Source organism: Arthrobacter sedimenti, assembly GCF_042652025.1.
Classification (GTDB): domain Bacteria; phylum Actinomycetota; class Actinomycetes; order Actinomycetales; family Micrococcaceae; genus Arthrobacter; species Arthrobacter sedimenti.
Genome location: NZ_JBHSDQ010000007.1, coordinates 123437 through 137751 on the forward strand (window position 1 = coordinate 123437; position 14315 = coordinate 137751).

14 protein-coding genes, 1 tRNA gene, 1 other RNA gene and 1 pseudogene are annotated in these 14315 nt (G+C 66.5%); 6 read left to right on the forward strand and 11 right to left on the reverse strand.

Annotation, left to right across the window (positions count from 1 at the left end; all coding sequences use genetic code 11):
- Positions 1-19: 19 nt before the first annotated feature.
- From ACFO0G_RS16030 to ACFO0G_RS16045, 4 genes are all read right to left on the reverse strand, one after another.
- On the reverse strand, positions 20-352 hold the full coding sequence (locus ACFO0G_RS16030; RefSeq protein WP_376978834.1) for a serine protease inhibitor: 333 nt from the start codon (positions 350-352) through the stop codon (positions 20-22).
- Entirely contained in the window at positions 349-1281 is a 933-nt protein-coding gene (locus tag ACFO0G_RS16035; protein ID WP_376978836.1) for a 3-methyladenine DNA glycosylase, read from the reverse strand. The genes ACFO0G_RS16030 and ACFO0G_RS16035 overlap by 4 nt, the downstream gene beginning before the upstream one ends.
- Positions 1259-1828: an SSI family serine proteinase inhibitor gene (locus ACFO0G_RS16040; RefSeq protein WP_376978838.1), complete on the reverse strand. Its 570-nt coding sequence runs from the start codon at positions 1826-1828 to the stop codon at positions 1259-1261. The genes ACFO0G_RS16035 and ACFO0G_RS16040 overlap by 23 nt, the downstream gene beginning before the upstream one ends.
- Before the next feature lie 75 nt (positions 1829-1903).
- A complete protein-coding gene (locus ACFO0G_RS16045) occupies positions 1904-2389 on the reverse strand; it encodes a MarR family winged helix-turn-helix transcriptional regulator (protein ID WP_376978840.1) in 486 nt (161 codons plus the stop codon).
- Positions 2390-2466: 77 nt separating this feature from the next.
- Between ACFO0G_RS16045 and ACFO0G_RS16050 the strand changes: the two genes are divergently transcribed.
- Positions 2467-2709, forward strand: coding sequence for a hypothetical protein (locus tag ACFO0G_RS16050; protein ID WP_286401559.1), 243 nt, complete (start codon positions 2467-2469; stop codon positions 2707-2709).
- 117 nt (positions 2710-2826) lie between these two features.
- Positions 2827-3042, forward strand: a complete 216-nt coding sequence (locus tag ACFO0G_RS16055) for a hypothetical protein (protein ID WP_286404260.1) — start codon at positions 2827-2829, stop codon at positions 3040-3042.
- Positions 3043-3152: 110 nt separating this feature from the next.
- Here the strand turns inward: ACFO0G_RS16055 and ACFO0G_RS16060 are convergent, their stop codons facing one another.
- From ACFO0G_RS16060 to ACFO0G_RS16080, 5 genes are all read right to left on the reverse strand, one after another.
- Complete coding sequence (locus ACFO0G_RS16060; RefSeq protein WP_142131273.1) at positions 3153-4511, reverse strand: aspartate kinase; 1359 nt, start codon at positions 4509-4511, stop codon at positions 3153-3155.
- Between the two features lie 208 nt (positions 4512-4719).
- Positions 4720-5319 carry a recombination mediator RecR gene (gene recR, locus ACFO0G_RS16065; RefSeq protein WP_142131272.1) on the reverse strand — a complete coding sequence of 200 codons (600 nt, stop codon included), beginning with the start codon at positions 5317-5319 and terminating at the stop codon, positions 4720-4722.
- Between the two features lie 76 nt (positions 5320-5395).
- Positions 5396-8914: a DNA polymerase III subunit gamma and tau gene (locus tag ACFO0G_RS16070; RefSeq protein ID WP_376978843.1), complete on the reverse strand. Its 3519-nt coding sequence runs from the start codon at positions 8912-8914 to the stop codon at positions 5396-5398.
- A 21-nt stretch (positions 8915-8935) separates the two neighbouring features.
- An RNA gene (gene ffs / locus ACFO0G_RS16075) (signal recognition particle sRNA small type) lies at positions 8936-9032 on the reverse strand.
- Between the two features lie 45 nt (positions 9033-9077).
- Positions 9078-9401 (reverse strand): YqfO family protein, encoded by a 324-nt coding sequence (locus ACFO0G_RS16080; RefSeq protein WP_376978960.1) that lies wholly within the window; start codon positions 9399-9401, stop codon positions 9078-9080.
- A gap of 330 nt (positions 9402-9731) precedes the next feature.
- On the opposite strand from ACFO0G_RS16080, the gene ACFO0G_RS16085 reads away from it, so the two are divergent.
- Positions 9732-9816, forward strand: a tRNA-Ser gene (locus tag ACFO0G_RS16085).
- 113 nt (positions 9817-9929) lie between these two features.
- Here ACFO0G_RS16085 and ACFO0G_RS16090 read toward each other — a convergent pair.
- Positions 9930-10865, reverse strand: coding sequence for an oxygenase MpaB family protein (locus ACFO0G_RS16090; RefSeq protein WP_376978845.1), 936 nt, complete (start codon positions 10863-10865; stop codon positions 9930-9932).
- A gap of 605 nt (positions 10866-11470) precedes the next feature.
- On the opposite strand from ACFO0G_RS16090, the pseudogene ACFO0G_RS16095 reads away from it, so the two are divergent.
- Positions 11471-11824: pseudogene (locus ACFO0G_RS16095) on the forward strand (M23 family metallopeptidase); the annotation flags it as partial.
- Positions 11825-12171: 347 nt separating this feature from the next.
- Here ACFO0G_RS16095 and ACFO0G_RS16100 read toward each other — a convergent pair.
- Positions 12172-12636 carry a hypothetical protein gene (locus tag ACFO0G_RS16100; RefSeq protein ID WP_376978970.1) on the reverse strand — a complete coding sequence of 155 codons (465 nt, stop codon included), beginning with the start codon at positions 12634-12636 and terminating at the stop codon, positions 12172-12174.
- 68 nt (positions 12637-12704) lie between these two features.
- Between ACFO0G_RS16100 and ACFO0G_RS16105 the strand changes: the two genes are divergently transcribed.
- Both ACFO0G_RS16105 and ACFO0G_RS16110 read left to right on the forward strand, forming a co-directional pair.
- Positions 12705-13217: a glutathione peroxidase gene (locus tag ACFO0G_RS16105; protein ID WP_376978847.1), complete on the forward strand. Its 513-nt coding sequence runs from the start codon at positions 12705-12707 to the stop codon at positions 13215-13217.
- Positions 13218-13376: 159 nt separating this feature from the next.
- Entirely contained in the window at positions 13377-14306 is a 930-nt protein-coding gene (locus ACFO0G_RS16110; protein WP_376978849.1) for a phosphodiesterase, read from the forward strand.
- Positions 14307-14315: the final 9 nt, after the last annotated feature.

Genomic DNA, 14315 nt, shown 5'->3' on the forward strand with positions numbered 1-14315 from the left:
TTCCCTTGCCCGGGAGTGGCTAGGTGGCCGCGCCGCCCAGCAAAGGGGCCATGGCTTTCCACCGTGCGATTTCGCACCCGTCTGTGCGGGTGAAGGTCGAATGCACGGTGCGCCCGTGGAACGTCCCGGTGACCACGGCCACCTGCGGCCCGCCGTACTGCTGGGTGCACAGCTTTGGGGGTCCGGGCTTGGGGAAGAAGATGTCCTCGCCGAAGCGCTCTACCGCTGCCAGGGCCGCCCCCGGGTCCGGCAAGGTGGTCCCGGCATGGGGTTGGCCGTCGCCAGCCAGCAGGCGGAATACGTGTTCGGGAGCTCCGGGGTCCTCCCGAATACTGATGGTCAGGTCGATCACCGTGATACCCCTTCTGCCATGGCCCCAAGCTCCGCCGCGAGCCTGTTCCGCAGGACCCCCGCTTCCGCTGCAAATGCCCGCTGGTACTCGACGTAGGCGGCTTTGCCCTGGGGCGTCTCGATGGCGATGGCAGGGTAGCCCCAGTCGGCCAGATCGTAGGGCGATGCCTGCATGTCCATGGCCCTGATTCGCCATGACAGTTCAAAGCAGTCCATGACCAGTTCGCTGGACAGTGCAGGCAGGAGTTTGTAGGCCCACTTGTACAGGTCCATGTTGGCGTGGAGGCAGCCGGGCTGCTCCAGATGCCGCTGCGTTTCCCGGCTGGGGGAGTGTTCATTGAGCGGTATGGCGTCCGGAGTGTAGAAGCGGAACGCATCGAAGTGGGTGCAGCGGATCCTGTTGTCCTCCACCACCTTGTCCGTGCCGGCGGCTCCCAGCCGGAGCTGCAGGTACTCATGGCGGAGGTCGAACTTGTCCTGCCGGTAGACCATGGCCCACTCGTGCAGGCCGAAGCAGCCGAACTGGGCGGGCCTGGCGGCAGTGCCGCGGAGGATAATGCCGGCAAAGGCCACCGCTTCCTTGCGGTCGTCGAGGAAGGCGCTCCGGTCGAAGGTGACCGCGGTGCTGCCCGCAGCCAGCCCCAGGGAGGCGAGCTCGCCGTCGTCGAGCCTCCGGTAGTGCTTCCACCCAACCCGCGCGGCGGCTTGGTCACCGGTGAGGACCGTGCCGGCCCCTGGGTGCCAGCGCTTTAGCTGGCCGGGTTTCTGCGTGTAGTAGGTGAAGAGGAAATCCTCTACGGGGTGTTTTTGTCCGGCCGACCGGCGGGCCAGGTAGGGATCGGCATAGCGGCTGACACGCTGCACATGGGCTTTCTCCCTGTCCTGCGCACCGTCAGCCGCCAGGAGCCTAAGAGGCTCCACCGGCCGCACCCAAAACGTCCTTGGCGGCGTCCCACGCGCTGATTTCACATCCATTGGTCCGGGCGAAGGATGAATCGACGGCGACACCGTCCACTACCCCCGTGATGGTCGCCTTTTGGGGGCCGCCGTACTGCTGGGTGCAGGCCTGGGCGCTTGTCGGCTTCGACGGAGCCAGGATGTCCGGGTTTGCCTTGATTGCCGCGCAGGCCGCAGCGGCATTCGGATGGCTGCTTTCCGCGGCCGGTGTTCCCGAGGTGCAGACCAGGGTGTAGTCGACCTCAGGTGCGCCCTGGGACGGCACCACCGTGATGGCCAGTTCGGCGTTTCCCTGTCCCGGGCCGGCGCTTGGCCGCGATGATGCGGGAGCGGGGGCCGGTACCGAGGTTTCCGTGTCAGCGGAGGGGGTGGCAGAGTCCGCGGGAGAGCTCGAGGAGCTGCCTGGGTTGGTGGAAGGTGCTGTGGACGCGGACGTGCCGCCGTCGGGTGTAGCACTGCAACCGGAGACCAGCCCGGCGGTCACGGCCAGGAAGACCGCGAGGGTCCGAAAATTGCGCATCAGGCCACCTCTCGTTCGTCCCGTAATTCTAGTCGCTTGGCGTACGGCGGCAGGTTTCCGTTTGGCCGCAATCACTCACTGGGAGGTGGCGGCAATCAGTCCCATCATCGAGGCATGCAGTTCAGCGACCTGTTCGCGGGTCAGCCCCAGCCGCTCCATCATGGTCCCCGGCACCCGTAATGCCTGCTGCCGCAGTGCGGCCCCTTTGGGTGTCAGTTCGACGGCGAGTGCGCGCTCGTTTCCGTCGGCCCGCTGCCGTGTGATCAGGTCCGCTGCCTCCAGTCGGCGGAGGAGCGGGGAAATGGTGGCCGGTTCCTGCGCGAGCGCCTCACTGATGTTCCGGACTGTCCGCGGGCTGTTTTCCCAGAGGCAGAGCATCACCAGGTACTGCGGATGGGTGAGGTTGAGCTTCTCCAATACAGGCTTGTAGGCCCCCACCACGCTGCGGGCAGCCACCGTGAGGGCAAAGCAGAGTTGGTGTTCCAGCAGCAGGTCTTCCTCCTGCGCATCTGCCCCTGCCGCGTCCTTTGCTGTCGCTTCCTTCGCCGTTGTGACGGTCATGGCCCCTCCAACTGTTAGTGCACTAATCATTAGTGTACATTTGATGTAGGTAAAGGGTGAGTGGAAGGAACTTCTTCATGGGCAGGGACAAGTCCGCGGACAAGGGCAACGCCTCCCAGCGCTTCATGCGCGCCACAGGAAAGCTGAGGGCCATCTTCGGTCCCGCCAGCCGCACTGCCCTGGGGCACGACATGACCGAAGAGAACCGCCGGCTGCTTGCCCAGCGCCAGGCCGAGACCCAGCAATGGGAAACGATCACCAGGCCGGACGGCAGCACCTACGTCGTCCCAAGGAACCCCGAAGACCGGTCCCTGCGCTGACGATTCCGCCCTTCACGCGCCGGCGCCTTTTTCACGGCCCGGGCATAAAATAAGGGCACTGGCTCCCGCCGGAGCCGGCTGCACTTTCGCCCGAGGCTCGGGAAGGGGGTGGAAACAGTGGCACATGTCCTCAGCGGCTTCATGAGCCTGACTGAGAGGCTCCGCTTCGTCTTCGGTCCTGCCACCCGACTGGATGCCGATGCGCCGGTGGTGCACAAGCATGATGAATTCGAGCAGGCCTCCGAAGAGGAACTCACGCATTTCGTGGTGGAAACCGACTCAACCGGACACCACTACGCCGTGCGCCGCGAAGACCTGGAACGCGAAACCTGATTCTCTCCGGCGCTTCCTGAAACAACAAAGCATCATGGCACCAAAAAAGCCGGGCTGCCCTTCCTCCTGGGAATCCAGGGAAGGCAGCCCGGCTTTTTGCCGGCGCGGCGTTAGCGGCCGGTGCCGCCGTAAACCGTGGCTTCGCTTTCGGTATCGAGCCCGAACGCCTTGTGGATGACGCGCACAGCTTCGTCGAGCAGGTCCGCGTGGGTCACCACGGAGATCCGGATTTCGGACGTGGAGATCATGTTGATGTTGATGCCGGCGTCGGACAGCGCCTTGAAGAACGTGGCGGAGACGCCCGGGTGGGACCGCATGCCGGCGCCGATCAGGGACAGCTTGCCGATCTTCTCGTTGTATTCGATGGCCTCGAAGCCGATTTGGTCCTGCGCAGCGTGAAGGGCGGCCAGGGCGTCGGCACCTTCAATGATGGGCAGGGTGAAGGAGATGTCGGTCTTGCCCGTGCCGTGGGTGGAGACGTTCTGCACGATCATGTCGATGTTCGAGTGCGCGGCGGCGATGACCTGGAAGATCGCGGCAGCCTTGCCGGGGATGTCGGGGACGCCGACCACGGTGACCTTCGCTTCGGAACGGTCATGCGCAACGCCGGAGATGATTGGCTGCTCCAAGGCAACTCCCTCTTGAGTGGTGATCTTGTCGTCGGCGCTGGGGATTACCCAGGTGCCTTCATGCTGGCTGAATGAGGAACGGACATGCAGCGGCACACCGAACCGGCGGGCGTACTCGACGCAGCGCAGGTGGAGGATCTTGGCGCCCGAGGCAGCGAGTTCCAGCATCTCTTCGCTGGAGATGGTGTCGATCTTCTGTGCTGACGGGACAACACGGGGGTCGGCGGTGAAGATGCCGTCCACGTCCGTGTAGATCTCGCACACATCAGCTTCAAGTGCTGCGGCCAGCGCCACGGCGGTGGTGTCCGAGCCGCCGCGGCCCAGGGTGGTGATCTCGTGGGTGGTGCGGCTCATGCCCTGGAAGCCGGCCACGATGGCGATGTTGCCCTTGTCCAGGGCGGTTCGGATCCGGTGCGGGTCGACGTCGATAATCCGCGCCTTGCCGTGGATCCCGTCGGTGATCATGCCTGCCTGGGATCCGGTGAAGGACTGGGCTGAGGCGCCAAGCTTGTTGATGGCCATGGCAAGCAGCGCCATGGAGATGCGTTCGCCGGCCGAAAGGAGCATGTCCATTTCGCGGGCGGGCGCGGAGTCGGTGACCTCGGCGGCAAGGTCGAGGAGTTCGTCGGTGGTGTCGCCCATTGCCGAAACAACCACCACCACCTCGTTGCCGGCCTGCTGGGCAGCCACCACCCGCGCGGCCACGCGCTTGATCCCTGCCGCGTCCGCAACGGACGAGCCGCCGAATTTCTGCACAATGAGCTGCTTGGTCACCGCGCCGGCGGCGGGTGCTGCCTGCGGCTCTGTTGCGTTGTGCACTTCGGTGGTGGGCGTACTCATGCGCGTACCTTCATTGGGTCAATTGGAGTTCTGGGAGGCCATACGGCCTGGCGCCGCGCGGGCGCAGCATTCCTTGGGACAGTTTATCGCCGTGCCCGGAGGGACGTTTAATTGTGACCACATACCGGCCACGGCACGGAGCCGGCAGGGAAGATGGCGGCAGGGCCAGGTGGGGATGATGTACGACGGCGGACGGCGGCCGGGTGCGTCAGCCCAGGGCGTTCCGGCGGCCTTCGAAGGCCCGGCCCAAAGTAACCTCGTCGGCGTATTCCAGGTCCCCGCCCACGGGAAGGCCGGAGGCAAGGCGGGTGACGGCGATGCCGATCGTCTTCAGCATGCGGGCCAGGTACGTGGCTGTCGCCTCACCTTCCAGGTTGGGGTCCGTGGCAATAATGACTTCCTGGATCTGGCCGTCGTTCAAACGGGTGAGCAGTTCGCGGATCCGCAGCTGGTCCGGTCCCACACCGGCGATGGGATTAATGGCACCGCCCAGCACGTGGTACCGGCCGCGGAACGACCGGGTGCGCTCCACCGCGAGCACGTCCTTGGATTCCTCCACTACGCAGATGACAGCGGGATCACGGCGCGGGTCGCGGCAGATGTTGCACAGCTCCTGCTCGGTGACGTTGCCGCACACGGTGCAGAACTTGACCCGCTCCTTGACGGTGGTGATGGCCTCCACCAGCCGCTTCATGTCCTGGGGATCGGCTTCCAGGATGTGGAACGCCAACCGCTGTGCGGACTTGGGTCCAACCCCCGGAAGGCGTCCGAGCTCATCAATCAGCTCCTGGACAGCACCTTCGTACACGTTTCCCTCTTCAAATTGGTTTGGATGCGGGTGGATCGGTCATGGCCTGGGGCTGCCGGGGCAGCCTTGCCCACCGTCAATAGCGTGGGGTGACCGGGCTGCCGTCCAGTGACCGCTCCTCGATCAGCTTGCCACCCAGGATTCGCTCCACGGCCGCCCGGCCGAACACGCCCGATTCCTCGATGGTTTCATCATCGGCGCTTGGGATGTCCTGGACATAGGCGCTGGGGGCGGCAGCCGCCCTGGCAGGCGCCTTGGCCCGGCCTGCTTCAGCTTCCGGACTGCTTGAAAGCCGCTGGTACAGGCTTTGCCGCGTTTCGGTTCTTCCCGCCACCGGAGCAGCTGCAGGCGGCTGCGCGCGGGCCGGGGCAGCGGGTGCCACCGTGGCCGGTGCAACAGCGGCCGGCGCACCCGTCGCGGGCGCGGCGGAGGCCATGGCGTATTCGGGTACCGGGGAGGGCTGCGGTGACGATGCCTGGTAGCTTTCCGTGGCAGACGCCGCATGATCGTTGCCGGAACCCGGATCCCAATCGTTCCCTGGCACGCCGGCAGCAGGCACCGGAGCCACAGGAATAGAGGGCGGTACCTGGGCTGTTGCCGGCGCATAGTGCGGAACGTTGCCCTGTGCTCCAATGTTGTCGCTGCCGGAGGCGGCTACCGGTTTGGCACCCACGTTGCTCTTGTCTCCCACAACCCAGACCCCTGGGGCCTGCTCAACCGCCCGTGTCCAGGGATCGTGGGGTGCGTGTGCCGACTGAGCGGAGGACGGGCCAGGTTGCGGAGCGGCGGCACTGTCCGTGCGCGGGGCAACAGCCGAACTTCCGTGGGAACGTGTGCCAGCCTCCGTTTGGCCGCCGGCAGGTTGGCGCCCGCCGGCTGCGGAGGAGGATGAGGCGCCGCGGCTGGCGGGACCCGCGGAGGGCTCCCAGTCCATGGGAGGTTCCTCATCCAGCGGGGGAGCGTCCTCGTCCCGGGGCGGGCCCCAGTCGTCATCCGAGTAGGAATAGTCACCGCCGGTTGACGGGTACGGGGACTGGCCGGCATCAGGGCCGGAGGCACTAGGAGGGGTTCCCGGGCTCCCGGCCGCCGTCCGGACGGGCTCCGGGTCCTGCCGGACGCGGCTGTTCACGCCCTGTGCCGGACGTGTTTCAGCGACGGTGGCCGCAGCAGGCGTACCTGCCGGTGCGGCAGCCAGGCCGCCGGCAACGGCAGTGCTCCCGGAACTTCCGCTGCGGGCGGAGTTACCAACGGCGGAACCCTCAGGACTTCCACCCGACTGGGCTGCCGGGGCGGCCAGAGTTTCAGGGGCGGTCCCGGGCGTGGTCGAATTGGCTGCCTGCTGGAGCGGTGAGGCAGGGCCCTGCGCCGGTGCGGCTGTTTGGACGGGTGAGGCCGGGCCTTGTGCCGGTGCGGCTGGTTGGGCCGGCGCAGGAGCCAAACCCCAGGCAACGTCAGCTGAAGTGGCCGGAACCACCGGGCTGACGGGCGCTTTTGGGTTTGGCTCAGAGCTCGCCTGGCTGGCGCCACCGGCAACGGCGTTGATCTGGCAGTCAATGCCCACGGTCCTGTGGATGGCCTGGCGCAGGTTGTCAGAGTGGTCCGCCCGGCCGAAGGCGCCTGCAAGTCCGGACGTAGTGAAGGACAGGGTGAGGACACTGCCGTCAAACGCACTTACCTGCGCGTTGGGCTCAACAAGCGCCCAGGTGCTGCGCTTGATCTTGGACAGAGCCTGCAGGACGTCCGGCCATGCCCTGCGGAGGACCTCCACATCACCCATGCCTGCAGCACTGGCGGGTGCTGGCCTTCCCGGTGCCCCCTGCTGCGGCGCGGGCGCCTGGTTGCCCGGTGCGTGATTGCCAGGGGCTGGCGCGCCGGCTGGTGGTTGGTGGGCAGGTGCCTGCGGGCTTGAAGATTCGTGGTCCGGCGCGGCGCCGGGATGCACCGCAGCGCTCTCCTGCGGCGCCGCTTGGCTGGGGTCCGCAGTTCCGGAGCCATGCTGTGTTCGGGGCCGCGCCGGCTCCTCGACAGGCCAGTCGCTGGTGCTGACCCTTGGCGGTGTGAGCGGGCTGCGGGGTGCCTCGGCGGCAGGAGAGTCCTGGCTGCCGGACCCGGGTGCAGCGGACGCAGCGGGAGCGGATGCCTCTTGAGCCGGCTGAGGGGCAGGGCGCGCCTGCTCCGGCATACGGCTCACTTCGGGGCCCGCCTGCTCCGGGGCAGGGCGTGGTCCGGCAGACGATGCGCCGGAGGCCGGGCCAGGAGCTCCGGCAGGGGCTGTGGCCTGGCCTGCCGGGGCTGCTGGCGCTGCCGTTGGTGTCGCAGCCGCTGCTGTCCGGGCTGAGGGGACGGTTGCCTGGTCTGCCGGTGCTGGGGCGGCGGGAGCTCCGACGTCGTTCCCGGCGTAGTTCAGCCGCCGCTCCACGCGGTCGATCCGTGCAGCCATGCCGCGCTCGTTCTGCTCGGAGCTGGGCAGCAGGATCCGGGCGCACAGCAGTTCCAGGTGCAGCCGCGGGGACGTGGCACCGGTCATCTCGGTCAGCGCAGTATTGGTGACATCCGCGGCACGCGAAAGTTCCGCAGCACCCAGGTTATGGGCCTGGTTCTGCAGCCGCGCGATCTGGTCGGCCGGCATCCCCCGCAGGATGGCGTGGGCGCTTTCGGGCATGGCCTGGACGATGATCAGGTCGCGGAAGCGTTCCAGCAGGTCCTCCACGAACCGGCGCGGATCGTGGCCGGTCTGGATGACCCGGTCCACGGCGCGGAAGACGGTGGCGGAATCGGAAGCGGCGATGGCCTCCACGACGTCGTCCAGCAGTGAGGCGTGGGTGTAGCCCAGCAGCGCGACGGCGAGTTCATAGTCGAGGCCGTTGGGACCGGCACCGGCCATGAGCTGGTCCAGGACGGAGAGCGAGTCGCGGACGGAACCGCCGCCGGCCCGGATAACCAGTGACAGCACGCCCGGGGCAACCGGGACGTTTTCCTGGCGGCACAGGAGCTCGAGGTAGGCCATCAGAGGTTCCGGCGGCACCAGCCGGAACGGGTAGTGGTGGGTCCGGGACCGGATGGTTCCGATGACTTTGTCCGGCTCCGTGGTGGCGAAGATGAACTTGATGTGTTCCGGCGGCTCTTCCACGATCTTCAGCAGGGCGTTGAACCCTGCGGAGGTGACCATGTGGGCTTCGTCGATGATGAAGATTTTGTAGCGGTCCCGCACGGGGGCGAAGGTGGCCCGCTCGCGGAGGTCCCGCGCGTCGTCGACGCCGCCGTGGCTGGCGGCGTCAATCTCGATGACGTCGAGGGATCCGGAGCCGCCGCGTGCCAACTCAATACAGCTGGGGCAGGTTCCGCAAGGGGTGTCGGTGGGACCCTGGGCGCAGTTGAGGCAGCGGGCCAGGATGCGGGCGGACGTGGTCTTTCCGCAGCCCCTGGGGCCGGAAAAAAGGTAGGCGTGATTGACCCGGTTCTTCCGCAAAGCCGTCATCAGCGGCTCGGTGACGTGCTCCTGCCCGATAACGTCAGCGAACGAGTCGGGACGGTATCTGCGGTACAGGGCGGTAGTAACTGTCACAGAGAAAACCCTACCAATCCGGGCTGACATCATGCCGCCCTGTGGGGGAATAGTAAAGACCCCCCATGCACCCGCCAGAGCCCGTCTACCCTTGCTACCTTCCGGTCCTGGGGGAGTTCAACAGGATGACGCCACATGAGGGGCCGTCAGATACTTTACCCGAACATGTGGCCCGACTCGAATCGGGCTCCCGTCACCGCCAGCCTTCCACGCGCCAGGTCATGAAGGCGGGCTCCTCGTACGGGTGCGCGGCCCGCAAGGCGGCCACGACGGCGGCCAGCACCCGTTCGTCCACAACACACTCGATGCGTTCTTCGGCGACTACTTCAGGGGTGCCTGGCCGCCCAAGGAAGGGCCGGGCGCCATCCTGGGGTGTGAACCTCCCGGTCCCCGGCGTGACGAAAGAGCAGTGGGAGTAATTGCCCAGCCGGCCAGCTCCGGCGTCGCCGATGGCATCTAGAACCTTCCGGGTGTGGGACGCGGGAACGTAAACCACCAGTGCATGCAGCTCGGCCATGAACCCATCCTGCCCGATGCCGCCAGGGGCGGGGCGCTTCACGGATTCCATTGCTTATCTCCGTCCCAGCCGCGATCATGGAAACGTACACCGATTGGGGCAATCTCAAGGTTGTGAGCTGCGTGGCCTGGTTGGGCGGGCCGGACCCGGCAGCTCAACGGTGCACCAGGGAATGGGCGCATTGGGGGCGTCCATTTTCAGATTAAAGACTCCCTAAAGAAGCCTCCGCAAATGCTTGGACGGCGCCCTCAAACCTGCTCCGTGTGGGCCAATTGGGCGATGCGGAAAAGTTCAGGTAATCTAGTACCTGCTTTTGATTCAGAAGCAGATGGAGAATTCGCCTAGCGGCCTATGGCGCACGCCTGGAACGCGTGTTGGGTTAACGCCCTCGGGGGTTCAAATCCCCCATTCTCCGCCGGTCGAGAACCCGGTCCCAGCAACCCTGGGGCCGGGTTCTTGCTTTTTCGCCGTCGCCCGGCACTGTTGCCGCCGGCTTCCTTGGTGCCCGCCTTGTCGATAGATGTTTGCTCAGGCCAGGTTCGCCGAGGGCTCCCCGAGCCGCTTCAGGCGTTGCCTCGCGGCGATTTCACTCGGACCCATGCGCCGGCCGATGCCGCCCAGGGCGAGGTGTACGACGCCGAGCACCACCTTCGTGGCCAGCCTCACCGGAAGGGGAAAGGGGCCCAGCCGTGGCACAGAGAGCCCCAGCATTTCGCGGTACCGGGGTTCCAGGCTGTAGACGGCGCCGGCAAACAGGATCCGGTAGCCGGGCCTGAGCAGGGGATGCAGCGGAGCCTTGCGGATGAACTCCACGGTCTCCTTCACCCGCCCGTCTGCCCTCAGTTGGCCCTGCGCGTACCACCCTTCCAGCTGGCTCCGCAGCTCCGCTTCCGTCGTCGGCGGGTTTTCCACCCCCATCAGCCGCCCCGCCTGGGCCCACTCCCGGACGTAGGCGTCGTCCCCGTCCGGAATGGGCCCACCCCAGATCTTGTGGGCTGCGAGGAAGCCGTCCGTGAAGGCGAGGTGGATCCAGCCTGCGAGCGCCGGATCGTTGGCACTGTAGGTGCGCTGGCCGCCGTCGTTGGCCTGGTAGCTGCCCTGGACGGGCTTATGCAGGTGGCGGACACGCCGTGTTGCCTCCTCCGCCGCGGCCGTGGATCCATACGTGACCGTGAAGATCCAGCGGATGGTGTTGGCCAGCCGGCGCAGGGGGTCCTCGCGGAAATTGGAGTGCTCGTGTACGCCTGCCAGGGCGCCCGGATGCAGCGACTGCATGAGCAACGTTCGGATTCCTCCGACAATGGGCGTCATGGAGCCGTGGACAGCCCAGACCGCTGAACCGGGCAGGTGGTAGCCCGCGTCGTCGCCTTCGGCCAGGCGCAGCGACCACTCCGGCGGAGCGTCGGCGTTGCCTGAGAAGGTCTTCTTGACCTCGTCCTGCCATGATCGAAGGACATTGCGCATGAACCATTGTTGCCCATTCCGGCCGGGACAGCAGGGCCGCCGGCCCAAGACCACAACTGCGCACCCCCTAACGCCCGATAAAAAACCCGCATAGCCCGTACGTGGGGTTTCCACCCGTGCGGTCCTGTGGTCCCATGGGACATACCGTCGAGACAACGTGCGGCAGGCCACGTCGTGGAGTCAGTCAATTGGCTAAGAAATCCGTACCCGGCAGCAGGAAGCCGGACCAGCGTACGTTTCGCCCCGTTGCCCGCGCCGCCGCCGCTGCAGGCGTGCTGGCCGCGTCTGTTTACGCTGTTAATCTTTCCGCCGATTCAGCAGAACCGGGACAATGGGCAGGATCCTTTGCCCCCGCCGGGGTAACTCCGGGTGCCGCCGCCCCGTTCGAAACTCCGGGTGCAGACGCGGGCAAAAAGACCGAACGGCAACCAGTTCCGCCTGCATCAGACCAGGTTGTGGCCGGCGCGCTTCCGCCCGCAATCCTGTCCAGTCCGCAGGTCACGCTGGCCTTCCCGCACACGTCGATCGGTGGCGCCGGGCAAGTGGGTCCGGGTGCCCTGACCCTGGGACCCGCAGGTGCGGGCAGGCCGTTGGCCGGCTTCCTGATGGCACCGCTCCAGTTCCTCGATCCGAGTTCGCCTTTCGGTCTCCGGGTCAGCCCGCTTAGCGGCACTGCGGGGGACTTCCATTTGGGACAGGATTATGCGGCGGCCTGCGGCACGCCCGTCTACGCAGCTGATTCGGGTGTTGTGCGGGCGGCCGGCTGGCATCCATGGGGCGGCGGCAACCGGATAGAGATCGACCACGGCGATGGACTCATCACCACCTACAACCACTTGGAGTCCATCGGCGTTCATACCGGCGACAGGGTGAAGGTTGGCCAGGTCATCGCACGCGTGGGCACCACCGGATGGTCCACGGGCTGCCACCTGCATTTCGAAGCCATCCTCAACGGCCGCTACACCAATCCCCTGCGGTGGAGCTTCCTCCAGCTCCGGGCTTTGGGCCAGGTTCCGGCCGACATGGTTTCGTACGCGCCGGGCCAGGGAGCCTCCGCGGGCATGATCAGCTGGACTATTCCCCTCCAGGTGGACCCGGGCGATGGGTCGCCGGCGGCCGGGCTGCTGCCGTCGCCCTTCCCGCCGCTCCTGCCACGTCTTCCAAGCCCAGTGCCGTCCGAAGCGACGGGCATCGTGCTCCCACCTCCCAGCGCGCAAACGACGACGTCGGCCCCGCCACCGCCCGAACCATCCGGAGGTGCCGCGCCGCCTTCGTCCGGCCCGGCACCCAGCGGGCCGCCGGCTGCTCAGCCAAGCCCGACGCCGTCGCCCACTTCGCCGAGCCCGACGCCTTCGCCAACTGGGCCGACGCCGTCGCCCACTTCTCCGAGCCCGTCGCCTTCCCCGACAGAGCCGGTCAGCCCGACTCCCGCGCCCACTGATCCGGCGCCCTCGCCCACTTCGCCGGGTCCGTCGCCTTCGCCGACCCAGCCGACCCCCACAGAGCCGGTCAGCCCGACTCCCGCGCCCACTGATCCGGCTCCCTCGCCCACCTCACCGGCGCCCGTCGACCCGGCTCCTGCCCCGCCGGCTCCTACACCGGCCCCGGTCGAACCTGCGCCAACGCCAATTGCACCTGCTCCCGCACCGGCACCAGCACCTGCGCCGGCGCCGGCACCGGTTCCGGTCCCGGCTCCGACGACCGTGCCGCCTGCGCCAACCCCAACGCCAACCCCCACGCCATCGCCCTCGTTGACCGGACCCGTACCCACAACGCCGCCAGCCTAGAAAAACTCCGGTCCGTACCCGTACACGGGGGCTTCGGCAACGAACTCCCCATATGAATAATTCTTCGCTGATGCGCAGCCCGCGGCCCCTGTATCCGATCCCGCTGATCCTCAATGACGGGACCAGGACGAATTTTGGACAGTTCGAAGGGAAAGTAGTGCTGGTGGTCAATGTCGCCTCGAACTGCGGATTCACCCGCCAATACGCAGGCCTCGAAGCCCTCTACGGCAAGTTCCGGGACCGGGGGTTCGAAGTCCTTGGCGTTCCGTGCAACCAGTTCGCGGGTCAGGAACCCGGTACCGACGACGAAATTGCGGACTTCTGTGAACGGAATTTTGGCGTCACGTTCCCACTCACGGCCAAGACCGATGTCCGCGGCAGGAACCAGCACCTGCTCTACGGCGAGCTCACCAAGTTCCGGACCGGCCTGCTGCCGGGGATGGTGAAGTGGAACTTCGAGAAGTTCCTGGTCAACCGCGAGGGGAATGTGGTGGCCCGGTTCGCTCCCACAGTGGAGCCGGACTCAGCAGCAGTGATCGACGCGATCGAGCAGGAGCTCGGATAAGGGCGGGTTGTCCGAACATCGTCCGCAAAAGCGCAGTTCTTTTAACTTTTTCCACATCAGCAACGGCGATTCACCCCAAGTTTGCCAAATGTCTGATTGGATAAATATTACTGAAGGGTACAAGGGAAGAACGGCTTCCCACCGACCATAGAGGTAGCAATGGAGCACATCGAGGCCGAACATCCCCGGCCACGCCACTTCCTACTCCACCTGAGCGATCCCCACCTGTTGGGAGGTCCAGAACCCCTCTACGGAACCGTCGACAGCGAAGCCAGGCTCATCCAGCTGTTCGACGAAGTCAAAGCATCCGGCGCCAGGCCGGAAGCCGTGATTTTTACCGGCGACCTCGCCGACAAGGGCGATGCACAGGCCTACGTCAAGCTGCGCGCCATCGTCGAGCCCGCCTGCAAGGAACTCGGCGCCCAGGTCATTTGGGCCATGGGCAACCACGACGACCGTGCCAATTTCCGCAAGGGCCTGCTCGACCAACCCGGTACGGATGAACCGGTGGACCACAGCTACTTCATCAACGGGCTGCGCGTCATCACGCTGGACACCACCGTCCCGGGTTTCCACCACGGCGAACTGAGTGCCGCCCAGTTGGAGTGGCTGGCCCGGCAGCTGGAAACCCCCGCGCCGGACGGCACCATCCTGGCCCTCCACCACCCTCCGGTCCCGTCTGTCCTGGATCTTTCGGTGCTTGTGGAACTGCGGGACCAGGCATCCCTGGCGGCCGTGGTGCGCAACTCGGACGTCCGCACCATCCTGGCCGGCCACCTGCACTACTCCACCACTGCCAGCTTCGCCGGCGTGCCCGTGTCGGTCGCGTCCGCGTCCTGCTACACGCAGGACCTCAACGTTCCGGTGGGAGGCACCCGCGGACAGGACGGCGGCCAGGCGTTCAACCTGGTGCACGTCTACGAGCACACCATCGTGCACTCGGTGGTTCCGCTGGGCAGCTCGCCCACCGTGGGCGAGTACGTCTCACCCGAAGAAACGGCCCGGCGCCTGGAAGCGGCGGGCGTCCGGATCCCGGAAACCACCAAGCAGCTGGGGAGCTCCAAGCTCGGAATCAGCGCGCGACGCTAGGCATAGCTT